Source organism: Acidibrevibacterium fodinaquatile (assembly GCF_003352165.1).
Classification (GTDB): Bacteria; Pseudomonadota; Alphaproteobacteria; order Acetobacterales; family Acetobacteraceae; genus Acidibrevibacterium; species Acidibrevibacterium fodinaquatile.
In genome coordinates this window covers 2,733,125-2,756,797 of sequence record NZ_CP029176.1, presented here as the reverse complement: position 1 = coordinate 2,756,797, position 23,673 = coordinate 2,733,125, and the positions used below count along the sequence as shown (strand labels likewise).

General features: G+C 63.5%; 22 protein-coding genes, 5 pseudogenes and 1 other annotated feature. Of the genes and pseudogenes, 11 read left to right on the top strand and 16 right to left on the bottom strand.

What is annotated here, in order from left to right:
• Positions 1 to 173: 173 nt before the first annotated feature.
• Complete coding sequence (locus DEF76_RS13140) at positions 174 to 524, top strand: hypothetical protein (protein WP_114912724.1); 351 nt, start codon at positions 174 to 176, stop codon at positions 522 to 524.
• Here DEF76_RS13140 and DEF76_RS20370 read toward each other — a convergent pair.
• Positions 506 to 1,081: a helix-turn-helix domain-containing protein gene (locus DEF76_RS20370; RefSeq protein ID WP_162800644.1), complete on the bottom strand. Its 576-nt coding sequence runs from the start codon at positions 1,079 to 1,081 to the stop codon at positions 506 to 508. The genes DEF76_RS13140 and DEF76_RS20370 overlap by 19 nt on opposite strands.
• 79 nt (positions 1,082 to 1,160) lie before the next feature.
• Between DEF76_RS20370 and DEF76_RS13130 the strand changes: the two are divergent.
• The 3 genes and pseudogenes from DEF76_RS13130 to DEF76_RS13120 all read left to right on the top strand — a co-directional run.
• Positions 1,161 to 1,409 (top strand): annotated as a pseudogene (locus tag DEF76_RS13130) (IS21 family transposase); the annotation flags it as partial.
• Positions 1,409 to 2,137 carry an IS21-like element helper ATPase IstB gene (gene istB, locus DEF76_RS13125; RefSeq protein ID WP_114910980.1) on the top strand — a complete coding sequence of 243 codons (729 nt, stop codon included), beginning with the start codon at positions 1,409 to 1,411 and terminating at the stop codon, positions 2,135 to 2,137. The pseudogene DEF76_RS13130 and the gene istB (DEF76_RS13125), both read left to right, overlap by 1 nt.
• A gap of 213 nt (positions 2,138 to 2,350) precedes the next feature.
• Positions 2,351 to 3,016 (top strand): annotated as a pseudogene (locus tag DEF76_RS13120) (4-phosphopantoate--beta-alanine ligase); the annotation flags it as partial.
• 72 nt (positions 3,017 to 3,088) lie between these two features.
• Here DEF76_RS13120 and DEF76_RS13115 read toward each other — a convergent pair.
• Together DEF76_RS13115 and DEF76_RS13110 are read right to left on the bottom strand one after the other, a co-directional pair.
• On the bottom strand, positions 3,089 to 4,168 hold the full coding sequence (locus DEF76_RS13115) for a YeiH family protein (protein WP_240319005.1): 1,080 nt from the start codon (positions 4,166 to 4,168) through the stop codon (positions 3,089 to 3,091).
• 38 nt (positions 4,169 to 4,206) lie between these two features.
• Positions 4,207 to 4,458 carry a hypothetical protein gene (locus DEF76_RS13110; RefSeq protein ID WP_114912720.1) on the bottom strand — a complete coding sequence of 84 codons (252 nt, stop codon included), beginning with the start codon at positions 4,456 to 4,458 and terminating at the stop codon, positions 4,207 to 4,209.
• Positions 4,459 to 4,500: 42 nt separating this feature from the next.
• Here DEF76_RS13110 and DEF76_RS13105 point away from each other — a divergent pair.
• Both DEF76_RS13105 and DEF76_RS13100 read left to right on the top strand, forming a co-directional pair.
• Positions 4,501 to 5,738, top strand: a protein-coding gene (locus DEF76_RS13105; RefSeq protein WP_408842190.1) for an IS3 family transposase whose coding sequence is annotated in 2 segments (ribosomal slippage) — positions 4,501 to 4,771 and positions 4,771 to 5,738 — 1,239 coding nt in all. Because the reading frame shifts where the segments join, the coding sequence is not laid out codon by codon here.
• A 73-nt stretch (positions 5,739 to 5,811) separates the two neighbouring features.
• Positions 5,812 to 6,815, top strand: a pseudogene (locus DEF76_RS13100) (IS3 family transposase); the annotation flags it as partial.
• Positions 5,868 to 5,984: a sequence feature (AL1L pseudoknot), on the top strand. It overlaps the preceding pseudogene by 117 nt.
• A 36-nt stretch (positions 6,816 to 6,851) precedes the next feature.
• On the opposite strand, the gene istB (DEF76_RS13095) reads toward DEF76_RS13100, so the two are convergent.
• From istB (DEF76_RS13095) to DEF76_RS19405, 7 genes and pseudogenes are all read right to left on the bottom strand, one after another.
• Positions 6,852 to 7,538, bottom strand: coding sequence for an IS21-like element helper ATPase IstB (istB, locus tag DEF76_RS13095; RefSeq protein ID WP_114912719.1), 687 nt, complete (start codon positions 7,536 to 7,538; stop codon positions 6,852 to 6,854).
• A 21-nt stretch (positions 7,539 to 7,559) separates the two neighbouring features.
• Entirely contained in the window at positions 7,560 to 9,077 is a 1,518-nt protein-coding gene (gene istA / locus DEF76_RS13090) for an IS21 family transposase (protein ID WP_408842814.1), read from the bottom strand.
• A 201-nt stretch (positions 9,078 to 9,278) separates the two neighbouring features.
• Positions 9,279 to 10,162, bottom strand: a pseudogene (locus DEF76_RS13085) (IS3 family transposase); the annotation flags it as partial.
• 34 nt (positions 10,163 to 10,196) lie between these two features.
• Complete coding sequence (csm6, locus tag DEF76_RS13080; protein WP_162800642.1) at positions 10,197 to 10,799, bottom strand: CRISPR-associated ring nuclease Csm6; 603 nt, start codon at positions 10,797 to 10,799, stop codon at positions 10,197 to 10,199.
• Between the two features lie 240 nt (positions 10,800 to 11,039).
• Positions 11,040 to 11,489 carry a type II toxin-antitoxin system VapC family toxin gene (locus DEF76_RS13075; protein ID WP_114912717.1) on the bottom strand — a complete coding sequence of 150 codons (450 nt, stop codon included), beginning with the start codon at positions 11,487 to 11,489 and terminating at the stop codon, positions 11,040 to 11,042.
• Positions 11,490 to 11,493: 4 nt separating this feature from the next.
• Positions 11,494 to 11,736, bottom strand: a complete 243-nt coding sequence (locus tag DEF76_RS13070) for a type II toxin-antitoxin system Phd/YefM family antitoxin (protein WP_114912716.1) — start codon at positions 11,734 to 11,736, stop codon at positions 11,494 to 11,496.
• A gap of 33 nt (positions 11,737 to 11,769) precedes the next feature.
• Positions 11,770 to 11,916, bottom strand: coding sequence for a hypothetical protein (locus DEF76_RS19405; protein WP_162800641.1), 147 nt, complete (start codon positions 11,914 to 11,916; stop codon positions 11,770 to 11,772).
• A 229-nt stretch (positions 11,917 to 12,145) separates the two neighbouring features.
• On the opposite strand from DEF76_RS19405, the gene DEF76_RS13065 reads away from it, so the two are divergent.
• Positions 12,146 to 12,391: a type II toxin-antitoxin system Phd/YefM family antitoxin gene (locus tag DEF76_RS13065; RefSeq protein WP_114912715.1), complete on the top strand. Its 246-nt coding sequence runs from the start codon at positions 12,146 to 12,148 to the stop codon at positions 12,389 to 12,391.
• The gene (locus tag DEF76_RS13060; protein WP_114912714.1) at positions 12,391 to 12,813 is read left to right on the top strand and encodes a type II toxin-antitoxin system VapC family toxin; all 423 of its coding nucleotides are present in this window, start codon (positions 12,391 to 12,393) and stop codon (positions 12,811 to 12,813) included. The genes DEF76_RS13065 and DEF76_RS13060 overlap by 1 nt, the downstream gene beginning before the upstream one ends.
• A gap of 51 nt (positions 12,814 to 12,864) precedes the next feature.
• On the opposite strand, the gene DEF76_RS13055 is transcribed toward DEF76_RS13060, so the two are convergent.
• From DEF76_RS13055 to DEF76_RS19400, 3 genes are all read right to left on the bottom strand, one after another.
• A complete protein-coding gene (locus DEF76_RS13055; RefSeq protein ID WP_114912713.1) occupies positions 12,865 to 14,649 on the bottom strand; it encodes a recombinase family protein in 1,785 nt (594 codons plus the stop codon).
• A gap of 100 nt (positions 14,650 to 14,749) precedes the next feature.
• Positions 14,750 to 15,025, bottom strand: coding sequence for a hypothetical protein (locus DEF76_RS13050; protein ID WP_114911783.1), 276 nt, complete (start codon positions 15,023 to 15,025; stop codon positions 14,750 to 14,752).
• A gap of 225 nt (positions 15,026 to 15,250) precedes the next feature.
• Positions 15,251 to 15,490, bottom strand: a complete 240-nt coding sequence (locus tag DEF76_RS19400) for a hypothetical protein (protein ID WP_162800535.1) — start codon at positions 15,488 to 15,490, stop codon at positions 15,251 to 15,253.
• Between the two features lie 325 nt (positions 15,491 to 15,815).
• Between DEF76_RS19400 and DEF76_RS19395 the strand changes: the two genes are divergently transcribed.
• The gene (locus DEF76_RS19395) at positions 15,816 to 16,103 is read left to right on the top strand and encodes a hypothetical protein (protein WP_162800640.1); all 288 of its coding nucleotides are present in this window, start codon (positions 15,816 to 15,818) and stop codon (positions 16,101 to 16,103) included.
• Between the two features lie 181 nt (positions 16,104 to 16,284).
• A complete protein-coding gene (gene traA / locus DEF76_RS13040) occupies positions 16,285 to 19,494 on the top strand; it encodes a Ti-type conjugative transfer relaxase TraA (RefSeq protein WP_114912712.1) in 3,210 nt (1,069 codons plus the stop codon).
• Positions 19,495 to 19,671: 177 nt separating this feature from the next.
• Here the strand turns inward: traA and DEF76_RS13035 are convergent, their stop codons facing one another.
• Complete coding sequence (locus DEF76_RS13035; RefSeq protein ID WP_114912711.1) at positions 19,672 to 20,511, bottom strand: IS5 family transposase; 840 nt, start codon at positions 20,509 to 20,511, stop codon at positions 19,672 to 19,674.
• Between the two features lie 249 nt (positions 20,512 to 20,760).
• Here DEF76_RS13035 and DEF76_RS13030 point away from each other — a divergent pair.
• A protein-coding gene (locus DEF76_RS13030) for an IS630 family transposase (RefSeq protein WP_114912710.1) occupies positions 20,761 to 21,830 on the top strand; the annotation gives its coding sequence in 2 pieces (ribosomal slippage) (positions 20,761 to 21,253 and positions 21,253 to 21,830; 1,071 coding nt in all).
• A gap of 34 nt (positions 21,831 to 21,864) precedes the next feature.
• Here DEF76_RS13030 and DEF76_RS13025 read toward each other — a convergent pair.
• Positions 21,865 to 23,018 (bottom strand): IS3 family transposase gene (locus tag DEF76_RS13025; protein ID WP_114912709.1). Its coding sequence is split into 2 segments (ribosomal slippage): positions 21,865 to 22,760 and positions 22,760 to 23,018, totalling 1,155 coding nucleotides; the frame shifts between segments, so codons are not numbered across the junction.
• Between the two features lie 333 nt (positions 23,019 to 23,351).
• Positions 23,352 to 23,540: pseudogene (locus DEF76_RS13020) on the bottom strand (transposase); the annotation flags it as partial.
• Positions 23,541 to 23,673: the final 133 nt, after the last annotated feature.

The window sequence follows — 23,673 nt, the reverse complement described above, 5'->3', positions numbered from 1 at the left end:
TCAAGAGAAAAATAGACAAAGCGCGAAAAAATATCGCTTTTCCTCTTGCGTGACTGTCCTCACACCAGACGATGCGAGACGAAGGCCAACGGCTTCAATCCCATCGCCTTCCACCTAACTATCAAGCGCCGAAGAATTCCTGCAGCCGTCATGACAGGCCGAAGCGTTACTGCATGGGCCTCGACAGCGGCAATTCCTTAACCGCTCTTTACCATGAGCGCTGGCCGATGACTGGCAGAAAGCCGGGTACAATTTTCGTGCCAACGATTTTAGAAATATTTTCCCCCCATGTTCTTTTGCCTCCCATCGCCATCACTGTCGGCACCGCGGAACCGGCGGCGCCGTGCCCGCACAAGGCGGGCACGGCGCCAAGGCTCGGGGCAGACGGCAAGGCCGCGGACCTTGGCAAGCACGAAAACGGCAACGCCGAGCTTCGGCCCGAGGTGAAAGCCCTCACCCTCCTCTCTTGGAAGGGAACCGCCACCTCACTGACGGGGCTGCGGCATCATGGCTGGCCAGGATGATGGCGAGCCGGAATTGGATGGCGGGAGCAAGTTCCTGGGATGCCAGAGGGGAATGTTGACAATAAAAATTGAGGGGAGAGAGGCAGAAAGAAAGGCAGAAAAAGAGCGAAATGCACGCGGTCGCCAGGAACCGGACGGCTGTATCGCTTCGGAACGTGGCGTGGCCGTCGCTTTCGTGGCAGCGCGCTGAGGTTGAGGCGGGTCAGAACCTTATGGATCGTCGATGCCGCGAGGCGCAGGCCATGCAGCCGCTCAAGTTCGATACGGAGCCGCTTGACGCCAAGCCGCCGTTCACGCCGCAGCCGAACGATCACCGCCTCCTGAACCTGTCCGACTTTCCGCGTTGGTGACCTGTGCGGGCGACGGCTCTGCTCCACGAGACCTGCTTCACCTTCCGCCTCATATCGGCGCAGCCATTTCCGCAGTGTTGGTCTCGAAACGCCGAAGCGCCGGCAGACGGCACCGGCGTCCCGGACCTCTTCATATGCTGCGATCCACTTCAACCGCAGCCGGACGGCACGATCCGTTTCATCCTTTCTGCCATCTCTTGATGCCATGTGCTGCTGTGGTGGCTGGGGGATTGTGGGCAACGCGCAGCGTTGTCCATCAAGTCCACAGCCTATCGAATCCATTGAAAGGATGTCTACGAACCGTACAGTCAAGGTGCTGGGCGCGGTGCTCGACCATGGCCTGGCCGCGGTCGAGGCGGCCTGTGCCGAAGCCCTGGAGGCCGGCATTGCCAATGGCGATGTGATTCTCACCGTGCTCGCCCGGCGGCTTCAGCCGATACCGGTGCCGAGCATCACGACGCCCAATGCGCTGCGCCTGAAGATCGAACCCATGGCGGATTGCCGTCGCTACGACAGCATAAGGAAGGAAGCCTGATGGAGCGTCACGACATCCTCGACGCCATGAGCGAACTCAAGCTCTACGGCATGCGCGCCAGCTTCGACGAGATCGCCGGCAAGGGCCTCGTCCGCCGTGACGAGATCTATCCCCTCATCGCCAGCTTGATCCGGGCGGAGCGCACGCACCGCCAGGCGCGATCAATCAGCTATCGCATCAGCGGCGCCAAGTTCCCGGTGTTGAAGGATCTCGACAGCTTCGTATTCGCCGACACGCCCGTCGATCAGGGACAGGTGCGCGAACTGACAACCGGTACTTTCCTCGATGCCAAGCGCAACACCATCTTTATCGGCGGCACCGGCACCGGCAAAACCCATCTCTGCATCGCCGTCGCTGCCGCCGTCATCCGGAGCCGTGCTCGGGGACGGTTCTTCAACCTCGTCGATCTCGTCAATCAGCTCGAGCAGGAAAAGGCCGCCGGCAAGAGCGGACGCTTGGCCGAGAAGCTGCTGCGCCACGATCTCGTCGTCATCGACGAACTCGGCTATCTCCCATTCAGCCAATCCGGCGGGCAGTTGCTGTTCCATCTCATCAGCAAGCTTTACGAGAACACCTCGCTCCTGATCACCACCAACCTCGCCTTCGCCGATTGGCCCCAGGTGTTCGGTGACGTCAAAATGACCACCGCCATGCTCGATCGCCTGACGCATCACTGCGACATCGTCGAGACCGGCAACACCAGCTGGCGCTTCAAAAACCGAAACTGAAAACCCTCCCCCGGACCCCCTCCCGGGCTTCTCCTCGTGGGTGCACAGGGACCTCCCACGCCCGCCGCTGCGCGCAACGCCCAGGGCGCTGCGCTCCGGGCGCGGGTCCCTCCTATGCACTACGCGGATAAGCCCAATCTTGTGCACCCAGAGGGGTCGTTATTGGACGCGAAATCGGGGTCGCGATTGGAAGCGAATTGACAATTTGGCCCGAATGAGGATTTCGACCGCTACCCGCGCGACGAGGCGGCCGATGTCACTGCCGCCGCCCGGGCTGGCGCGGATCTGGTTTATGCGCCAGCCATCAGCGCCATGTACCCATCCGGCTATGCCACCACGGTCAGCGTTGCCGGGCTGAGCGAAGGGTTATGCGGCGCCCAGCGGCCTGGGCATTTCGACGGCATGGCGACGGTGGTGACCAAGCTTTTCCTGCAAGCCGGAGCAGAGAGCGCTTGGTTCGGCGAGAAGGATTATCAGCAATGGTTGGTGGTGCGCCGCCTGGTCGCCGATCTCGACATCCCGGTGCGGCTTCGCGCGGTGCCGACGGTGCGCGAGGCGGACGGGCTTGCGCTCTCGTCACGCAACCGCTTCCTCTCCCCCGGCGAACGCGCCATCGCGCCGCGTCTTGCCGCGGTGTTGCATGAGATCGCGACACGGGCGACCGCAACCCCTGACGCCATCGCGCCGCTCCTCGCGGAAGGCCACGCGGTCCTCACCGCGGCCGGGTTCAAGGTCGAATATCTGGAAATCCGTGACGCCGAAACCCTCGCGCCTTGCACGACGTGCCATGCCCCGGCTCGGGTTCTTGCCGCAGTGCGGCTGGGCTCTGTCCGGCTGATCGATAATTGGCCAATCCCCACCGCGGCGCAGCGCGCGTAACCCGCGCACTCATCGACGGAGAGGCAGCCCGCCGGCCTGCGCGCAAAGCCCGCCCTGGGCCATCATCCGTGCTCAGCCGAGGAACTCGATCAAGACGAAGTTGATCGCAACGATAAGTGCGAGCGAGACCGTGACACCGCTTGCCACAGGCAGGCCGGCGCGGGCGACCTGGCGCAGGTCGGTGCCGAGGCCGAGTGCGGCCATCGCGATCACGGTCAGCCAATTCGCCGCCGTCGCCATGGGCGAAAGGAGAGAGTGCGGGACACAATCGAACGAGCGGAGAGCGGCAAGGCCGAGAAAGCCGACGATAAACCATGGCACCAGATGATGAAGCCGCAGCCGGTACGCCAACCGATCGCCCGCCGCCGCTCCCTGTCCCAGATCCTCGCCATCGTCTTGCAACCAGTGCGCGATCAATGACAGGACCAACAGCACCGGTCCGAGCATGAGCACGCGCACGAGCTTGACCAGCGTGCCGATATGGACGGCGATCGTGCCCGCGGGAACGGTCGCGGCGAGCACTTGCGGCACGGCATAGACGGTCAGACCGGCCAGCACACCATATTGCGAGCCGCTGAGATGGAGAAGCGGTATCAATCCGGGCAAACCAAGGACGGTACCGACGCCGAGCACCGCGGTGAAGGCGATGGCGGTCGCGACATCCTCGGCTTTGGCGCCAATCGCCGGCGCGACGGCCGCGATGGCCGAGTTGCCGCAAATCGCGTTGCCACAGGCAACGAGCAGCGCCATTCGCGGCCGCAGCCCAAGCAGGCGCCCGATGCCATAGCTCATGGCGATGGCAACACCGACCACGCCGACGATCCCGGCCAATAACCCAGGGCCGACGGCCGCGAGTGCCTGCGCGCTGAGGCTGGCGCCGAGCAATAGGATGGCAAGCTCGAGCAGAATTTTGGCGCTGAATTCGATGCCTTTGATCCAAAGCGCGCCCGGCATCCAGACTGTGCGGACCATCGTGCCGACAAGGATCGCCAGCACCAGGGCTTCGAGCCAGGAGCGTCCGAAGACTCGAGCCTCCAGGCTGGCGAGCGCGGTCGCGACGAGGCTGACGGCAAGACAAAGCATCGTGCCCGGGATGAGACGCGCGACGATCGGAAAGGCTGCACCGCCGGCAGGCCTGGGCACGAGACTCACGGTCTCGCCGTCCCGAGCGGGGTTCGAGGTGCGACGCATCAGCGGATGAAGAGCCAAAAACTGGCCAGAACCGTCATCATTCCGCTGAGCAGCAAAGGCAGCATGACAATTTGCACCAGAGCCGCCCGACCGCTGATCGTGCCGCCGCCGGTTTCAACCTCGCCGCCGAGGAAATCACGAAAACTGCGATGCGGTCCCTCACCCTGATGGCGAGCCGCGACCGCGCCACCACCGACAATGCCAGCGAAATAAACCAGTGAGCTGGACCCGGAAAATGGGACCGGGGGCATAGTTGGAAGAGTGCCGTTCTGTCGTGATAGACGGAGCGGATGATGACGACGAAGACGAGACGGAAGATTGATGCGGCGCTGAAGGCGAAGATCGCCTTGGAGGCGCTGCGCGAGCAGGCGACGGTCGCCGATCTGGCGGCGCGGTATCAGGTTCACCCGAACCAGATCTATGCCTGGAAGAAGCAGCTGCAGGACCACGCGGCGCGCGCCTTTGACCCGAAAGTGGGTCAGGATGCCGAGGTTGCGGCGCGACGAGAGATCGAGAAGCTGCATGCGAAGATCGGGCAGCTGACGATCGAGAATGATTTTTTTGCCGTGAGGTTCGGAAAGTGAGCGCCCCGGACCGCCGAGCGAAGCTCGACCGAGATCATCCGACCCTGTCGCTCCGGCGGCAATGCGCGCTGCTGGGAGTGGCACGGTCTGGCGTGTATCGGCGTCGCCGGCCGGCGAACGACGATGATCTCGCGCTGATGCGGCGGATCGACGAGTTGTTCCTGCGCTGGCCATTCCTGGGGTCGCGCCGGATGGTGGCGATGCTCGCGGCCGAGGGCATCCGGGTCGGCCGCAAACGGGTGCGGCGGCTGATGCGGCTGATGGGGATCGTGCCTCTGGGCCCGAAGCCACGGACGAGCAAGCCCGGGGCCGGGCACAAGATCTATCCCTATTTGCTACGGGGTCTGGTGATCGACCGGCCGAACCAGGTCTGGTGCGCCGATATCACCTATCTGCCGATCGGCCGGGGCTTTCTGTATCTGGTGGCGATCATGGACTGGCACAGCCGAGCGGTGCTGGCGTGGCGGGTATCGAATACGATGGACACCAGGTTCTGCGTCTCGGCGCTCGAGGCGGCGTTGGCGCGGTTCGGCAGGCCGGAGATCTTCAACACCGACCAGGGGTCGCAATTCACTTCGACGGAATTCACCGGCGCTCTGGCGCAGGCGGGGATCAAGATCTCGATGGACGGCAAGGGCCGGTGGATGGACAATGTCTTCATCGAGCGGCTCTGGCGGTCGCTGAAATACGAGGACGTCTATATCAAGGGCTACGTTGACGGCACCGAACTGCGCGCCGGCCTGGCCGAATGGATGGGTTTTTACAACAACCATCGCCCGCATCAGGCGCTGGGGAACCGTGCGCCGATGGCGATCTGGCGCGAAGCGATGATCGGCGCGCTGCCGCCGATGGCTGTGGATATGACGCTCGCCGTGGCGGCGAGCTTGGACGACGCTACCGCGTCGACCACATCTCCACAGCCACAACAGCAGCAAAAAGCAGCTTGATTTTCATGGAGGTCAGAACGGCGCTACTTCCAACTTAATTTCCCAGGTCCATGGTCCTCATCACAGGGACCAGCTCAAACGGGAGAACCGTGAATTGCGGCAGGCGAACGAGATCCTGCGCAAGGCATCGGCATATTTTGCAGCGGCGGAGCTCGACCGCCGCGCCAAGCCATGATCGCGTTCATCGACGCGCATCGCGATGTCCACGGGGTCGAGCCGATCTGCAAGCTATTGCCGATCGCCCCGTCGACCTATCACGAGCATGCGGCGCGTCGTGCCAAGCCGGATCGTTTGCCGCCCCGTGCCCGGCGTGATCGCGCGCTGGAGGCGGAGATCCGTCGGGTCTGGGACGAGAATTTCCAGGTCTACGGCGTGCGCAAAGTCTGGCGGCAATTATGCCGGGAAGGGATAAAGATCGCCCGTTGCACAACGGCGCGGCTGATGCGGCAGATGGGACTAGCCGGGGCGATCCGTGGCAAGATGATAAAGACCACGATAAGCAACCCGGCTGCCCCTTGTCCGCGCGACAAGGTCAACCGGCAGTTCCGAGTGCCACGGCCGAACATGCTGTGGGTGAGCGATTTTACCTATGTCGCCACTTGGCAGGGGTTCGTCTATGTCGCTTTCATCATCGATGCTTTCGCGCGGCGGATCGTCGGTTGGCGGGTGTCGCGCTCGGCCGAAACCGGTTTTGTGCTCGATGCCCTCGAACAGGCGCTGCATGACCGGAGGCCCGCGCAGCGGGCTGGGCTGGTCCACCATAGCGATAGGGGTTCGCAATATGTCAGCATCCGCTACACCGAGCGGCTTGCCGAGGTCGGCATCGAACCCTCGGTCGGAAGCATCGGCGATTCCTACGACAATGCGCTGGCCGAGACGATCAACGGCCTGTTCAAAGCCGAACTGATCCACCGCCGTGGACCGTGGCACAACCTCGAAGCCGTGGAATTCGCCACCCTCGCGTGGGTCCATTGGTTCAATCACAACCGCCTCCTCGAGCCGATCGGAAATATCCCACCCGCCGAGGCCGAGGCGCGCTACTATGAACAACTGAACGAGCTGACCATGGTGGCCTGACTCAAACAAAACAGCCTCCGGAAAACCCGGCGCGGTTCAGTAGGCGTTGTGGACGAGGCGGTCGAGGATGGCGTCGGCGATGGTGGGATCGCCGATGATTTCGTACCAGCGCTCGACCGGCACTTGGCTGGTGATGATGACGGAGCGCATCTCGTGGCGGTCATCGATAATTTCCAGCAGATCGCGGCGTTGGTCCGCGTTCAGGGTCTCGGGGCCCCAATCGTCCAAAATCAACAGGTCGAGCCTGGCGATCTGGCGCAGTGTTCTGGCGTAACGGCCATCGGCGCGGGCCAGCGCCAGGGCAGAGAACAGCCGCGGCACCCGGTGATAGGCGGTCGAGAGATCCTCGCGGCAAGCCTTCTGGCCCAGCGCGCAGGCCAGCCAGCTTTTGCCGCCCCCGCAGGGGCCGGTAATGAGCAGATTATGCCGGGCGCGCACCCAGTCACAGCTGGCGAGTTTCAGGAACTGTGCCCGGTCGAGGCCGCGCGGGGCGCGGTAATCGACATCCTCGACGCTGGCGGACTGGCGCAATTTGGCCGCGCGGGCGCGGCTCTCGAAGCGTTTCTGCTGTCGCAACGTGGCCTCGTGCTCGAGCAATAAAGCCAGCCATTCGGCATGGGCCAAACCGGCAACCTCCGGCCGGGCGTCGAGGTCCTTGAAGGCTTTGGCCATGCCGTGCAGGCCGAGTTTGAGCAGCAGGTCGAGGGTCGGGTGGGTGAGCATGCTTGTTCCTTTCAGTGGAAATCAGTGAAAATATTCGGCGCCGCGCAGATTGCCGTGGGTCAGCACCGCCTGCGCCTCATCTGGCGGGCTGGCCGTCTGGTCGAGCTTGCTGGCGATGATCGAGGCAATGCTCTTGTAGTTGAACGCGCCAAAGGCGACCGCTCGGGCCGCCACCGCCTCGGCGCGCGGACGGTCCAACTCCTTGAACAGCCGCAGGATGCCAAGGCATGTCCGAAACCCCTGTTCCGGATGCGGCCGGTTGGCGAGGATGGCGATGATCAGCCCCTCGGTCTGCGGGCCGATCGATGCGCCCCATGAGCGGAACCGCTCCGGCGTCCATGCGGCGTAGCGCCGGTGCGCGCTCGGCATATGCTCAGGGGCAGTGCCGTGCCTTGGACCGCCATAGCGGCGCTGATGCACCGCGACCCGCTTGCCTTGGTGGAAGATCTCAACCATCCGCTCGGTGGCGCGGGTATCGACTTGCTGGCGGATCAGCTGATGCGGCACCGAGTAGAAAAAGCCGCAGACCTCGACATGATAATCCAGCGAGACGCGGGCAAAACCCCACTCCGCAAACTCATGGTCGGTCTCTGGCAATGCCGCCAAAGCCTGGCGTTCGATCGTCTCGAACAAATGCCGCCGGCTGACGCCGAGCCTGCGCATGACATGCGCGTTGATCCGCTCCACCATGCCGGCAATCGCCTGGTTGGCTTCAGCCAGAGAGAAGAAAGTCTGCTGGCGCAACCGGCCCAGAATGTAGCTCTGGGCAAAGCGGACACCGGCTTCCACCTTCGCCTTGTCCTTCGGGCGCCGCGGCCGGGCCGGCAAAACACCAACACCGTAATGCGAGGCCATCCGGCCATAGCTCAGGTTGATCTCTGGATCGTAGAACGACGCCTTGTTGACGCCGGACTTCAGATTATCCGGCACGATCAGCCGCGGCACGCCGCCAAAAAACCGGAACATGCGGCTATGCGCGCCGATCCAATCCGGCAGCGTCTGGGTCCAGCTCGCCTCCGCGTAGGTGTAGTTCGACGCGCCCAGCACCGCGACAAAAATCTCCGCCATGCGCACGATGCCAGTTGCGGGATCGGTGATGCCCAACTTTTTGCCGGAATAATCGACGAACACCTTGTCGCCCGCCCGGTGCTCCTGGCGCATGACCGGTGACAGCCGTGCCTCGAACTCCCTGAACAAATCGCAGAACCGGCTGTAGCTGTACCCTTCCGGATGCCCGGCGCGATATTCCTCCCACAGCACCATCAGGTTCACGCCCGGGCGCTTGAACTCGCAGACCAGCTCGCTCCAGACCGGCTCGGCGCGCCGGCGCACCCCCCGCGGCGCGCCGCTGCGGGCAAACAGCCGCTCCTCCAAAACCGCATCACTGAGGTCGGCCGGCAACGGCCACGCCAGCCCCGCTGCCTGCGCCCGCTTCAGATTGTCCTGGATCGTGCTCCGCGCCACGCCCAGCATCCGCCCCATCGCCCTGGCGCTGATGCCGTCACTGGCCAGCCGTAAGGTTTGTCGTATCTGCCGCATCGTCAGCTCTCTCTTCGCCGGCATCCAGCCCTCCTCGTTGATGGTAACGAGAGGACAGTTGCCCGAGTTGCTGACCCAGCCGAAAACGCTGAAAAATCCCCGCCAGGTGGCCGGAATTAAATCGGAATGGTGGCCGGCTTCAAATCGGAACGCTGGCCGACATCAAATCGGAATCCCCGGCCGGCTTCCGTCGGAATCTGCACCGGGATCGATGTAATGCCACTCGACACCGTTCTCATTGGCCCATTTCAGAATGGCCTTGCTGGTGAACTCGGTTCCGTTGTCGGAGACGATGCAGGCGGGCTTCCCATAGATCCGGACGAGGGCATCGAGTTCCCGGGCCACCCGGGCGCCCGAGATGCTGGTGTCGGCCATCAGGTCGAGATTTTCTCGGCAGCAATCGTCATTCACCGCCAGGATGCGGAACTTGCGGCCGGCCCCGAAGGTATCCAACAGGAAATCGAGCGACCAACGCTGGTTCGGGCGCAGCGGCACAGGCATCGGCGTCCGGCTGCCACGCGCCCGTTTGCGGCCACGGCGGCGGCGGACAGACAGCCCCTCTTCGCGGTAAAGGCGGTAGAGCTTCTTTTCGTTCATCACCATGCCCTTGCGCGCCAGCATGATCCCGATGCGCCGGTAGCCAAAGCGGCGACGCTTTTCGGCGATCTTGTGCATTTCCTCACGGATCTCCGGATTGTCGGGCGAGCGCTCGCGCCGCACCGTCTTCGGATCGACGCCGACCAGGACACAGGCCCGGCGTTGAGAGATCGCATGACCTCGCATCGCCCGCTGCACCGCCTCCCGCCGTTGCATCGGCGTCGTCAGGATTTTCCCAGCAAATCCTTCAGCACGACGTTATCCAGCATCGCGTCGGCCAGAAGACGCTTCAGCTTGGTATTCTCGTCCTCGACCTGCTTCAGCCGTTTGGCATCAGATAACTCCATCCCGCCATACTTGGCCTTCAGCTTGTAGAACGTCGCCGGGCTCAGCCCATGCTTCCGACAAAGCTCGGGGGTCGGCAGGCCAGCCTCTTGTTCCTTGATCATCCCGATAATCTGCGCCTCGGTGAAACGGCTTTTCCTCATCTCGTCTGCTCCTTCAGGGTGGGCAGACTCTACATCACGGCGAGGGCGCTTTCGGGAGGCAGGTCACTTCATCGGTTGATACCGGGCGACCGCCCTGGCCGAGCAGAACTTTCGGCGTGCGCGGCGGAAAGAAGAATTCGGGATGGGTCTGGAAGGGGTCGTTTACGAGAACATGGGAGAGTATGTCTTGCGGGCGGCCGTATAAAGAGAGTGCGTAGCCGAGCAGGAAACTCATGGTCTTACGTCCTCCGGCAATCGAGACATGCAACCGGGTCGCGGGGTCAGCCGTCAACGACCGGACCAGCGTGCAAATTGTGTTGGCCGCCGCTTCGTTGTCGATGTCACTGTTGATATCGGCGAGCGATTTCCCGTCCGTGCCGGCTATCACATGAATGGAATTTGGGCTCAGAGCCTCTGCGAGCGCGGGACAATCAAGGTCGGAGGCAAGGTCGGCCAGCCCCTGCCGCAGCATCAAATCTATCCGACGACGCCCCTCGTCGGTGGTGAGGAGGTGAATTTCGTCTGGGACGAAGGATGGTCTCGCGGTTGCGAGAACATAAAGGCTTTCCGTTACGACCTGAGGCGTGAGGCCGACGGCGGATAGGAAAATTCTACGTGGGCTGGGCGCGTTGGGCATGGCAGGCATCCTGCAGTATCGCGGCGCGCGTGACCAGCGTCACAAGCTTGCGAATGTTTCGCCAAGCGATAGCCTTGATACGAGCCGAGTGGCGGGTCGATAAACTGCGCAGATGGGCGGCTTCGCATGTGCAAATTCGTGCCACGGGAGCCAAAACGTATTTTCCACAGTACGCGGGGCCTATAGCGGAATGAACCGTCGCGCTGGCTCATCCGGTTTACACGCGGACGACCTGTTGCCTTATTCTGGAGCCATATTTTGGGGCGGGTGTGCAAATGGGTCGTGCGCTGGGACGCCGAGCGGCGCAAAATGTCGCAGGTTGCGGGTAAGGATGATGAGCCCGTGGTGCTGGGCGGTCGCAGCAATCACGATATCCGCGAAGCCGGGCGCGTGACCCTGGCTGCGAGCGAAATCCGACAGGGCACCAGCGAGACGGGCGGTTGCGATATCAAAAGGCAGGATGCGGGCAGCATAGAGGTGCAATACCGTTTCGAGCCATGCGCTCAGGTCTCGGGATTTGCGAGCGGCGCCTTCTCGTTTGGCCTTGGCGATGCCGTCCTCGATTTCCGCGATGGTCACAACCGAGAGGAATAGCTTCTCGGAGTGCGCATCCATCCAGGCGGTCATCTCGGCAGGCGCTACCCGTGCAGGCGCGCGCCCCGAAATGACATTGGTGTCGACGAGGTACAAAGCATCAGAGTCCGCTGTCGCGGGGAGGGGCGGTGTTGCGTCGCGGCAAATCCCCCTTTTCGAGGGGAGCCGCCATCAGCAACTTACCAAAAGATGGCACGTGCGAGAGGCGCTGCCATTCCTCGAACCCCAAAATGACCGCCTCAGGCTTACCGTGGCGTGTGATGATGGCGGCCTCCCCACGTCGGGCGTCGGCGACGACGGCGGAGAGGCTGGCCTTGGCGTCGCGGAGCTGGATTTCTCGCATGATGACCTCCGAAGGGGAATGGAACCACAGTGGTCATTTATGTGGATTGAGCAGGTGGGGCAAGAGCAAGCAAATCATGGCGGTGCGTCGGTAGGAATGGAAGACACTGGTAACCGTGCCTTTGATGGCGGAGGCCATGTTGGACGGCAGGGTGATGGTCAACCGCTCGATTTCGGCCATGGCTATCTTCCTGGAGGAAACGCATATTTTGTCATACTTTCAAGACTCCCGCCAGCGACCCGTCTCCCGACCGAACTGTGACATAATGGAGACCACACGCCGCAACCACGGTTGAACCGCATCCGATTTCTCGGAGACTCACAGCTCGTGAGGAGGATTTCATTGACGGCATCCGTCGTTCCCTCCATATTTCGACTGGTCATAAAAACTGGTCGAAACGGCGGCACGCATGCGCGAGATTCAAGCTTCGGAGGCCAAAACCCATCTGCCGCAACTGCTCGATGACGTCGAGCGCGGCGATGTCATCGTCATCACGCGCCATGGCCGGGCGATTGCCCGCCTGATACCGGAACTGGACCGCAGGCGGGAAGAGATTGACCAAGCCATCGCCGGCATCAAGGCGCTCCGCAAGCGCACCAGCAAGGTCACCGTCGAAGAATTGCTCTCCGCCCGGCATGAGGGGCACCGCTACTGATGCCGTTTGTTCTCGACGCCTCGATTGCGGCGTGCTGGGCTTTCGCGGACGAGGACCACCCGGTGGCGGCTCTGGCGCTCGAGCGGATGCGGACGGATGCGGCGCTGGTTCCGAGCCTCTGGTGGTTTGAACTGCGCAACACCCTCATCGTCAGCGAGCGGCGAGGCCGCCTGACGGAAACCGACACTGCGCTTTTTCTGCGCGAAATCGCTCGCCTGCCGATAACAGTTGACCGCACCCCGGGTGAGGCAGAGGTGCTCATGCTCGCTCGCCGGCATCGGCTCACAGTCTATGATGCGAGCTATCTCGCATTAGCGCAGCGCGAAGGCCTGCCGCTTGCGACGCTCGATGGCGCTTTGCGGGAAGCGGCGAGGGCGGCAAGGATATCCCTGCTTGAGAGCGCTCATCGAAATGAGCCCTGATGGCATGATGTGGCGCGGGTCGCCGTCGCGCTTGGCGCAGGGCAGACACATTCAGCCCGCCGGGCGTGCGACCGAGGCTGGGAAGGCCACTAGGCCGCCATTCTTACGCGGGCGGATTGCCGTTTTGTTCTGCGGCCTTGCGGTGAGGCGGAGGCGTGTTCGGTATAAGTGGCAGCGCTCCCCCGCAACCACCGATAGTAGACTCCCGGAAACGGCCGTTCCTGGCGGGGTTTGTGCCCCGTTTGGGAGCGGCCGGCGTTCGCGTTCCGGCGCCATCGCCTGGGTCAAAATCACCGCCAAATCACCATGCAGCGCCGCCGCCAGGCCATCCGGCGCGGTCGCATCCGGCGTCAGCACCACCTTCTCAATCATCTGCCGCAACGCCTCGCCCGCCTCATGGCGAATGTCGGGCTCGTTCAGGCATTGTTCCAGCACCGCCACCTTGCGCCGGTAAATCTCCGCCGCCTGCGGATGCAGCCGCGCCGGCGGCGCAGGCTTGGAAAGCGCCGCCAGCTCCGCCGTCAGCGAGGCCTTCTCCGCCTCCAGCGTGCCGAGCCGGCGGCGCAGCGTGTCATTCCACTCGCCGTCCTCAATCGCCCGCACCACGCCATCGAGCTTGCGCTCGATGGCGGCCAGCGCGTCCTTCACCCGCCGCTCGCGCATCGCGTCGTCGCGCTGCAGCTCGGCAAGGCTCTCGGTGAACGCGGTGACAAATTCCGCCACCAGCGCCGGCGTCAGCATATGTTCCCGGAGCCCGCCGAGAACCCGCGCCTCCAGCCGCTGGCGGGTGATGGTCACCGCGTTGTCGCACGTGCCCTTGCTGCGCCGGGCCGCACAGCCATAGCGGTCCTTGCCAATAATCGTATACCCGCCACCACAACAGCCGCAGACCAAAACCCCGCTCAGCAGGAATTCGCGACGATGGGCGCGGTTGAGGGCGTTGCCGGAGCCCTCGTCATGACATACCGCGTAACGCGCCGCCTGCTGGCGTGCCCGCACCGCATCCCAAAGCGGCTGGTCGATGATGCGCAGCTCCGGCACCGCCACCACCTCCCATTGCTCGCGCGGATTGACCCGGGCAAGGCGCTTGCCGGTGCGCGGGTCCTTCACATACGAGCAGCGATTCCAGCTCAGCTCGCCGATATAAAGCGTGTTGTTGAGAATGCCGGTGCCGCGGTCGAGCTGGCCGCGAATGGTGGTATCGCCCCACGGGCGGCCTTCGGGGCCGGGCACGGCTTCGGCGTTCAGCTCATGGGCGATGGTGCGGGCCGATTTGCCGGCGGCGTAGTCACGGAAAATCCGCCGCACGATGGCCGCCTCGGCCTCGTTGATGCGACGCGCGCCAGCGCCGGAGGCATCCCCGGGCACGACGGCGTAGCCATAGGCGATGCCGCCCGGCACCCGTCCCGCCCGCGCCCGGCCGAGCTGGCCGCGCCGGGTTTTGTCGCGGAGGTCGGAGAGATACATCTGCGCCATCATGCCCATCACCCCGACATGCATCGGCGTCACCTCGCCGCTGTTGGTGACGTGCAGCTTGACGCCATAAAAGGTCAGGCGGTCGAAGAAATCGGCGACATCGGCGAGCTTGCGCCCGAGCCGGTCGATGGCCTCGGCGACGACGACATCGAAGCGCCGCGCCTCGGCATCGGCGAGCAGGCGCTGGAAATCGGGACGAAACCGGCTGGCGCCGCTCTGCGCGCGGTCCTCATAGGTGGTGGTCAGGGTCCAGCCCTGGCGCGCGATGTAGCGGCGGCAGACTTCCAACTGGTCTTCGATGGATGCGTCGCGCTGGTTGTCGGAGGAATAGCGAGCGTAGATGACGGCGCGGAGGGTCATGGGCGCAGCTCCAGCGGCAGGGCCGGCGATGATGTCGCGCCATCGCCCTGCCGGTCAAGAATGACGCATGGGTTTCGCGGTAAGTCGCGCGGCATGACGGTCAATGCCAGCGGCCATGACGCATGAGAACTATGACCGCGCCTATCACCAGCGCGGTGGCGGCCATAATGGCCGTCATGTCAATGGTGCCGCAACCGAGGCTGAGCCGCCGATAATCCTCCCGCGTCGCCTGCCTGGCCAGCAGGCGGGCAATCCAGGCGAGGGTCGGATGCGCATCCTGGAGAGGCACCGGCTTGGGTGCGGCCTCACGGCGCGCGGCGGCGTTGGTTGTTTCCGGTTTCGGCGATATGCGCCGGGTGTTCAGAGTATGCGTCATGTTCAATCCTCCCGTTTGGCGGACGAGGCCTTCACTCGCCGCGGTTAATGCACGACAACTCAAAATTCAGAACTGTCAATAACTCATGATAACGTGTGGGAATAATAATAGCAAGAACTAAAATTATAATATCTTCTATATTAAGGGACTCCATAGAGGCACATTCCGGCGTAAGTCGGAGAAAAGGCGCCCTTTTGGCGCGGCTGTGCGGATGGCGGGGACGGGTCAGAACAAATGGTCGACGACCAGCATGACGACGCCGACGATGTGACCGATGCAGATGACGATTTCGAGGCCGCGGTCGGCAACTTCGCGCCAGGTCTTCTCGCCCGGGTGGGAAGCGGGGCGCTGACGCGCGGCATATCCGGCACTCTGGCCATGATGCCGGGCCTTGGGGCGAGAGGAGATGACGGCGGCTCCCGACAGGGAGCGCGGTGTGCTACGGTGTTTGGCAGCTTGTGACATTGCTTACTCCAATGTTGCAGGTCAGGCCGGGTGTGGTGTGTCAGCACCATGCTCGGCCGCTTTGTTTCCGGGGGGGGCGCCCGGCGCGCGGGAGAGGGATGAAAATATCCGCCCGTCTCTTGATATGAAGATAGTATCTATATTGAGTAACTTCAAGAGAAAAATATATAAAGCACGAAAAAATATTGCCTTGCCTCTTGCGTGACTGTCCTCACACCAAACCATGCGAGACGAAGGCCAGCGGCTTCAATCCCATTGCCTTCAACCTCACTATCAAGCGCCGAATAATTCGCGCAGCCGTCATGACAGGCCGAAGCGTTACTGCATGGGCATCGACAGCGGCAATTCCTTAACCGCGCTTTACCATGAGCGCTGGCCGATGACTGTCAGAAAGCCCGATAAAATTTTCGTGCCAACGGTTTCCAACCATTTTTTCCCTTTTTTATTTTTCCTTCCATCGCCAGCACTGGCCGATGGCGCGGAACCGGCGGCGCCGTGCCCGCACAAGGCGGGCACGGCGCCAAGGCTCGGGGCAGAGGGGAAGGCCACGACCTGGGCAAGCCGGAATTGGGTGGCAGAAGCAAGTTCCTTGGATGCCTTAGGGGAATGTTGACAATAAAAATTGAGGGGGGAGAGGCAGAAAGAAAGGCAGAAAAAGAGCGAAATGCGCGCTTATACGTCGCTTCGCGACGTTGCTGGGGGAGGTGGTAGAAATTTTTGCTCAATAAGTATTTGTTCCTTGCATGGCGGCCGGGTAATATTTTGCAGTGGACAATTTTTACCCGGAATAACGCATGGCCATCTACCATTTTAGCGTCAAGATTATCTCCCGAGGCCAGGGCCGCAGCGTCATCGCCGCCGCCGCCTATCGCGCCGGAGAGAGGCTCCGCGACCACCATCTCGGCCAGTGGCAGAATTACACCCGCAAACAGGGCGTCGTGCATCGCGCCATCATCCTCCCCGCCGGTGCCCCGGAAGCCTGGGCTGACCGCACCACCCTGTGGAACGCCGTCGAGGCCGCCGAGCGCCGCCGCGATGCCCAGCTCGCCCGCGAGCTGGAAATCGCCCTGCCGCGTGAACTCTCCAAGCGTGCGGCCATCCGGCTCGCGGAGGATTTTGTCCGGCGGGAATGCGTCGCCCGCGGCATGGTCGCCGATATCGCCATCCATTGGGTACAAGGCAGCGACGGCAAGCCGCAGCCGCATGCCCATATCCTGCTGACCCTGCGCGGCGTCGAAGGCGGCGGGTTCGGGCCCAAGCGGCGGGAGTGGAACGCGACCGCGCTCTTGCAGCACTGGCGCGAGGCCTGGGCCGACATCGCCAATGCCTGCCTCGCCGAGAACGGCCATGATGTCCGCATCGACCATCGCTCGCTGGAGACACTCGGCCTCGACCTGATGCCGCAGGTCAAGCTCGGCGCCGGGGTGCGCCGCCGCGAGGCCGCCGGCGAGGTGACCGAGCGCGGCGCGCGGGCTCGGGACGACCTGGCGTTCAACGGCGATAAACTCCTCGCCGACCCCACGATGGCGCTCGCCGCCATCACCGCGCAGCAAAGCACCTTCACCCGCCGCGACATCGCCCGCTTCATCAACGGGCACACCGTCGATGCCGAGCAGTTCCGGAACGTCCTGGCGAGAGTCATGGCCTTGCCGGCGCTGGTCAGGCTCGGCCGCGATGGCCGGGGCGAAGAGCGCTACACCACAAAAGAGATGCTGGCGTTGGAGAGCGGTCTTGCGGCAACCGCCGAGGCGCTGGCGCAGGAGCGGCATAAGTTTGTCGACCCGACGCTGTGCCGCCGGCACGCCGAGGCTGCCAGGCTGGGGGAGGAGCAGACGCTGGCGCTCGGCCGTATCACCGGCGCCACCCGTCTCGCCGCGGTGGTTGGCCATGCCGGCACCGGGAAGAGCACTCTGCTCGGGGCGGCGCGGGCGGTGTGGGAAGCGGCGGGCTATCGCGTGCGCGGTGCCGCGCTTTCGGGGATTGCCGCCGAGGGGTTGCAGCAGGGGGCGGGGATAGAAAGCCGCACCATCGCCTCGCTGCTCCGGCAATGGGGGCAGGGGCGTGAGACGCTTTCGGCGCGTGATGTCCTGGTCGTCGACGAGGCGGGGATGGTCGGCTCGCGCGACCTCGCCGCCGTGCTGGCGGCGGTGCAAGCGGCGGGAGCGAAGCTGGTGCTGGTCGGGGATGCCGAGCAGTTGCAGCCGATTGCCGCCGGCGCCCCGTTCCGCGCCATCGTCGAGCGGGTGGGGGCGGAGGCGCTGACCGTGGTGCGGCGCCAGAAGCAGGACTGGCAGCGCCAGGCGACGGCAGAGTTGGCCACCGGCCAAACCCGCGCGGCGCTGGCGCGCTACCAGGAGAAGGGCATGGTTTTGGCCGCCATCAAAGCGGAGGAGGCCAAAATCCGGCTGATTATCGACTGGCAGGCGGGCCGTCGTCGTGACCCGGCGGCGAGCCGCATCATCCTTGCCCATCGCCGTGCCGATGTCCGCGACCTCAATGACCGGGCGCGGGCGGTGCGGCGGGAGCGCGGCGAGCTGGGCCCTGACGTCATGCTGCCGACCCGGGACGGGAAAAAACCCTTTGCGGCCGGCGAGCGCATCTATTTTCTCCGCAATGAGCGCTCTCTCGGGGTGAAGAACGGCACGCTTGGCACGCTCATTGCCATCGCCGGGGCGGGGGCGGGCGCTCATCTCAAGGTGCGGCTCGATGGTGGGCGCGAGGTGGTGTTCGCGCTCAAGGACTACGACGCCCTCGACCACGGCTATGCCGCGACGATGCACAAGGCCCAGGGCGTCACCGTCGACCATGCCCATGTGCTGCTGAGCGCGAGCATGGACCGTCATCTCACCTATGTCGCCCTCAGCCGCCATCGCGAGAGCGTGCGGCTGCATTGGAGCGAGGAGGAGATGGGCAACAGCGCCCGCATGGCCGAGCGGCTCGCGCGCGCGCGGCGCAAGGAGAGCACGCTCGACTATGAGCCGGCGGCGGTTTCGACAGGCGCCGGCTTCGCCGTCCGCCGCGGCCTTGTCCCTGAGAGCGCTATCCTCGTTCCCGAAGCGCGGCCGGCGCCGCCAAGGGCCATGCCGCAACCGGCGGCGGCGATGCCGGAGCCAAAGCCAGCACCGAAGCCAAAAGCGTCTGCCGCAAAGCCGGCGTCCGATGCACCGCGGCGGCAGCCACCGCCGGTGCCCTTGTTCCGCAGGGTGGTGCCCTTGTTCCGCAGGGGGGGGCTGACTCTGAAAAGCGCTATCGCCGTCGTGCTGCCGTCTTCGGCCGGAACGCCATCGCCTCAGGCAAAAGCCCAGCCTTCGGCAAAGCCGGTGGCGAAGGCGCAGCCAGTGGCAAGGACGACGCCAAAGCCGCCGGCTGCCATGGTGGTTGCGAAAGCGCCGGCGCAAAAGCCGGGGCGCATGTCGCGGCTTCGCCAGGCAATGACCAAGGCGAAGAGCGCCATTGTCGCGATGTGGCCGTCTTCGGCGCCGTCGCCCTCGTCTCCCAAAGTGTCGGTGGCCAAGCCGCCGCCGTCGCCGAAGCCGGTGGTGAAAGCACAAACGACACAGTCGACGGCGAAGGCAGCTACAATGACGAAGGTGCCGTCAAAAGCGCCGGCGGCGTCATCCGCGACGGTGAAATCATCGCCGGAGACTGCAGTGCGACCGCGGCAAGCACCGGGCGCGGCGTTGTCTTCACCACAGCCGCAGAGGCCGCAGCCGGTGGCGGAGCCAGCGCCAAAGCCGCAGGCGGCACCACACTCGGCGCCGCAGCCGGAACCAAAGCCAGCCCCGCCGGCAGCGGAACCCGCCAGGGCGCCATCGCCGGCGCGGGTGCCGGAAGCCGCGCCCGCCGCGTCGCGCCCGCAGACTCCCCCCGCGGCGGAAATATTCGTGCCGCACAGGGACGATAAAATCATCACCCCGGCGCGGGGAAAAATACCGCAGCCGCGCCCAGAGCCAGAACCAACGCCTGAGCCCGAGCCCGAGCCGCCCAGCATGGGTATGGGATAATCGTCGGAGAGCAGAAAGGACGTAAGCATACTGCGTGAGCCGCGGGGCATGGCATCGGCCGAGACTCTCCCTGGCGCCGCCTTTTTGTTTGTTAGACCGACTACGTCGCCTCCGTACTTAACCAGGTTGGTTGGCCAGGCCTTGCACAAGGGGATGGCTTAGAGCCCGACTCGAATTTTAAATCTGACCGGCTTTCGCCCTCGCCAGCCTTCGCATGAGAAGGAAAGCCAAGGCCAATTGCAACCACGCGAGAGCGGATTCGATAGTCGCCTCGAAGTCTTTTGACAGACGGCGCGAGCGATTGATCCAGCCGAGCGTCCGCTCGACGACCCATCGTTTCGGCAGCACGACAAATTCTTTCACCTCTTTATCGGTTCGCTTGACGACGGTGATGGAAATACGGCTCGCCTCGAAGGCTGCGCGCTGGGCTTCATCACCCTGATAACCCCCGTCGACGAAGGACATTTTCACCCACGGGCTCTTGCGATGCACGGCTTTCAGCAGCGGCGCGAGAGCGTCGCGGTCCTGCACGTCGGCGGTCGTGATCTGGCATTCGATGGGCAGACCGATCGTGTCGACGGCGAGATGGCGCTTGCGGCCCTTGACCTTCTTGCCCGCATCGAAACCACGAGGGCCGCCGGCTTCCGTCGTCTTGACCGACTGGCTGTCGACGACAACCGCCGTCGGCGCGGCTTGACGGCCTTCCGCCTCGCGGGCGTCCATCACCAGAACGCTGATGATTTGCGCCCACAAGTCGCTGTCGCGCCATGCGTAGAAGCGGTTTTGCACGGTCGTGAACGGCGGAAAATCCTTTGGCAGATATCGCCACGGGCATCCGCAGCGGATCAAATAAAACAAAGCGTTGAGAATGACCTGGGCATCCGTCGGCTTGCGTCCGCGCCGTTTGGGCGGCGGCAGCAGAGGCGCGATCAGCGCCAACTCGGCCTCCGACATATCGCTTGAATAGCGCGCCCGAATGACTTCATACTTCGCCCGATCGGCCTCGTTCCAAGGCATCGCGAATCTCCCAAAGTTGTCGCAAACCAAGGGAATCAAAGGCCGCGAGGCCGGTCAACCAATTTTAGGTCAGGCTCTTAGCTGGATGGTTTGACGTTTGATTTGTTGCCGCTGACGCAGGATGTCCTGGGCCCTGCCATGATAGGCATCGGCTGGTGTTATACCAACCTGAGGTTCCGTTGACTCGAATGTGAGTTGGCGCGGCTCGGGCGGGTATGATTCGCTGAGCTTCCCCGGAGGAGGCTTGCGATGACGGTAGCGATAACGCGTTTGGACTTGTCGGCTATGGCGCTGCGCGAGCGGGCGGCTCGTGCGACGGATGCGAAAGTTTCGAGGCGCCTTTTGGCGATTGCTCTTGTTCTTGAAGGCTGGTCTCGGCGCGATGCGGCCGAGGCTTGTGCCATGGACCGCCAGACGCTGCGCGACTGGGTGCACCGTTACAATGCATTGGGACCTGACGGGCTGGGCGATGCGCCGCGCCGCAACGGCCCGCCACCCCGATTGTCGGCTTCGCAGCAGGCGCAGATCGCGGCATGGGTCAGGCAGGGCCCGGACCTGGAGCGTGACGGCGTGGTGCGGTGGCGCTGTGTTGACCTGCAGCGACGGATCGAGACCGAGTTTGCGGTTACCCTGCACGAGACGTCGATCAGCCGATTGTTGCGGCGGCTCAAGTTCACGCGGGTCCAGCCGCGTCCGTATCATCCGAAGAAGGACGCTGCGGCACAGGACATTTTTAAAAAGACTTCGCTGACCTGGTAGCGGCGGCGATCCCGGCCACGGCGGCCCGTAAGCCGATCGAGGTGTGGTTCGCCGATGAAGCCCGTGTCGGTCAGAAGGGAACCCTGAGCTATGTCTGGGCAGAACGGGGTTCCCGACCACTGGCGGTGCGCGACAATCGCCATGACTCCGCCTATCTGTTTGGTGCCGTCTGCCCAGAACGTTGTATTGGTGCCGCCATCATCATGCCGGCGGTCAACAGCGAGGCGATGGCCGAGCATCTTCGGGAAATCAGCACGCAGGTCGCGCCCGGTGCGCACGCCGTGCTGGTGCTCGATGGCGCCGGCTGGCATCAAGCCGGCGAACGTTTGCCGGTGCCCGACAACATCAGCCTGCTATCGCTGCCGCCCTATTCGCCAGAGCTCAACCCAGTCGAAAACATCTGGCAATTTCTGCGCAGCAACTTCCTAAACCATCAGGTCTGGAACAGCTACGACGAAATCCTTGCCGCCTGCCGAAACGCCTGGAACAAGTTCATGCAAATGCCAGAACAAATCGCTTCGATCACCCAACAAGACTGGATCAAAGCAGTCATTGGATAGGCAGGTTGTGACCTGCCCCCCGGTCGTCCCTCAGTCATAACGAGAGTCCTTGGGGTTGATAATGGTTGGCTTCGGGTTGGGCAAGCGCGCCGGGCGCGGAGCCCTCAGATTGCTCAAGCGCCCGGCGCGCGTCGGCGGGGGTCTGGTTGGCGAGCGATGAGTGTGGCCTTACGTTGTTGTAGTCGTAGCGCCACAGGGCCAGCTTGCGGCGGGCATCGTCCAGGCTGTCGAAGATCTCTTCGTTGAGGCATTCATCGCGCAGGCTTGCGTTGAAGCTCTCGATGTAGCCGTTCTGCTGCGGCTTGCCGGGATCGATGTAATGCCACTCGACACCGTTCTCATTGGCCCATTTCAGAATGGCCTTGCTGGTGAACTCGGTTCCGTTGTCGGAGACGATGCAGGCGGGCTTCCCATAGATCCGGACGAGGGCATCGAGTTCCCGGGCCACCCGGGCGCCCGAGATGCTGGTGTCGGCCATCAGGCCGAGATTTTCTCGGCAGCAATCGTCATTCACCGCCAGGATGCGGAACTTGCGGCCGGCCCCGAAGGTATCCAACAGGAAATCGAGCGACCAACGCTGGTTCGGGCGCAGCGGCACAGGCATCGGCGTCCGGCTGCCACGCGCCCGTTTGCGGCCACGGCGGCGGCGGACAGACAGCCCCTCTTCGCGGTAAAGGCGGTAGAGCTTCTTTTCGTTCATCACCATGCCCTTGCGCGCCAGCATGATCCCGATGCGCCGGTAGCCAAAGCGGCGACGCTTTTCGGCGATCTTGTGCATTTCCTCACGGATCTCCGGATTGTCGGGCGAGCGCTCGCGCCGCACCGTCTTCGGAGCGACGCCGACCAGGACACAGGCCCGGCGTTGAGAGATCGCATGACCTCGCATCGCCCGCTGCACCGCCTCCCGCCGTTGCATCGGCGTCGTCAGGGTTTTCCCAGCAAATCCTTCAGCACGACGTTATCCAGCATCGCGTCGGCCAGAAGACGCTTCAGCTTGGTATTCTCCTCCTCGACCTGCTTCAGCCGTTTGGCATCAGATAACTCCATCCCGCCATACTTGGCCTTCAGCTTGTAGAACGTCGCCGGGCTCAGCCCATGCTTCCGACAAAGCTCGGAGGTCGGCAGGCCAGCCTCTTGTTCCTTGATCATCCCGATAATCTGCGCCTCGGTGAAACGGCTTTTCCTCATCTCGTCTGCTCCTTCAGGGTGGGCAGACTCTACATCACGGCGAGGGCGCTTTCGGGGGGCAGGTCAGTTGGTATAAGCCATCAGGTCTGGAACAGCTACGACGAAATCCTTGCCGCCTGCCGAAACGCCTGGAACAAGTTCATGCAAATGCCAGAACAAATCGCTTCGATCACCCAACGAGACTGGATCAAAGCGGTCATTAGATAGGCAGGTTGGTATAAGACGCTTGCGCCATAACCAAATAGCCGCTTAAATTTTTAACCCAACTGGTGAGCTCAACCCTCCGTTAAATCACGCTGCCAATTGTCTCAAATCATTCGACGATGGACAGGTATTCTCGTCCTCGACCTGCTTCAGCCGTTTGGCATCAGACAACTCCATCCCGCCATACTTGGCCTTCAGCTTGTAGAACGTCGCCGGGCTCAGCCCATGCTTCCGACAAAGCTCGGAGGTCGGCAGGCCAGCCTCTTGTTTCTTGATCATCCCGATAATCTGCGCCTCGGTGAAACGGCTTCTCCTCATCTCGTCTGCTCCTTCAGGGTGGGCAGACTCTACATCACGGCGAGGGCGCTTCCGGGCGGCAGGTCAGCCGCCGCTGTGGGTAAGTGGCCCGCCCGCGCCAGACTCTCGGCGGTCGTTCCGGCAGGCCACTTAC

Excerpts from the sequence above, each read along its gene's own strand:
- DEF76_RS13140 (WP_114912724.1), top strand. The coding sequence starts at position 174 with ATGGGCCTCGACAGCGGCAATTCCTTAACCGCTCTTTACCATGAGCGC.
- DEF76_RS20370 (WP_162800644.1), bottom strand. The coding sequence starts at position 1,081 with ATGGCATCAAGAGATGGCAGAAAGGATGAAACGGATCGTGCCGTCCGG.
- istB (WP_114910980.1), top strand. The coding sequence starts at position 1,409 with ATGGAGCGTCACGACATCCTCGACGCCATGAGCGAACTCAAGCTCTAC.
- DEF76_RS13110 (WP_114912720.1), bottom strand. The coding sequence starts at position 4,458 with ATGCCCCCGGTCCCATTTTCCGGGTCCAGCTCACTGGTTTATTTCGCT.
- istB (WP_114912719.1), bottom strand. The coding sequence starts at position 7,538 with ATGCTCACCCACCCGACCCTCGACCTGCTGCTCAAACTCGGCCTGCAC.
- istA (WP_408842814.1), bottom strand. The coding sequence starts at position 9,077 with ATGCGGCAGATACGACAAACCTTACGGCTGGCCAGTGACGGCATCAGC.
- csm6 (WP_162800642.1), bottom strand. The coding sequence starts at position 10,799 with ATGCCCAACGCGCCCAGCCCACGTAGAATTTTCCTATCCGCCGTCGGC.
- DEF76_RS13070 (WP_114912716.1), bottom strand. The coding sequence starts at position 11,736 with ATGCGAGAAATCCAGCTCCGCGACGCCAAGGCCAGCCTCTCCGCCGTC.
- DEF76_RS19405 (WP_162800641.1), bottom strand. The coding sequence starts at position 11,916 with ATGGCCGAAATCGAGCGGTTGACCATCACCCTGCCGTCCAACATGGCC.
- DEF76_RS13065 (WP_114912715.1), top strand. The coding sequence starts at position 12,146 with ATGCGCGAGATTCAAGCTTCGGAGGCCAAAACCCATCTGCCGCAACTG.
- DEF76_RS13060 (WP_114912714.1), top strand. The coding sequence starts at position 12,391 with ATGCCGTTTGTTCTCGACGCCTCGATTGCGGCGTGCTGGGCTTTCGCG.
- DEF76_RS13055 (WP_114912713.1), bottom strand. The coding sequence starts at position 14,649 with ATGACCCTCCGCGCCGTCATCTACGCTCGCTATTCCTCCGACAACCAG.
- DEF76_RS13050 (WP_114911783.1), bottom strand. The coding sequence starts at position 15,025 with ATGACGCATACTCTGAACACCCGGCGCATATCGCCGAAACCGGAAACA.
- DEF76_RS19400 (WP_162800535.1), bottom strand. The coding sequence starts at position 15,490 with ATGTCACAAGCTGCCAAACACCGTAGCACACCGCGCTCCCTGTCGGGA.
- DEF76_RS19395 (WP_162800640.1), top strand. The coding sequence starts at position 15,816 with ATGGGCATCGACAGCGGCAATTCCTTAACCGCGCTTTACCATGAGCGC.
- traA (WP_114912712.1), top strand. The coding sequence starts at position 16,285 with ATGGCCATCTACCATTTTAGCGTCAAGATTATCTCCCGAGGCCAGGGC.
- DEF76_RS13035 (WP_114912711.1), bottom strand. The coding sequence starts at position 20,511 with ATGCCTTGGAACGAGGCCGATCGGGCGAAGTATGAAGTCATTCGGGCG.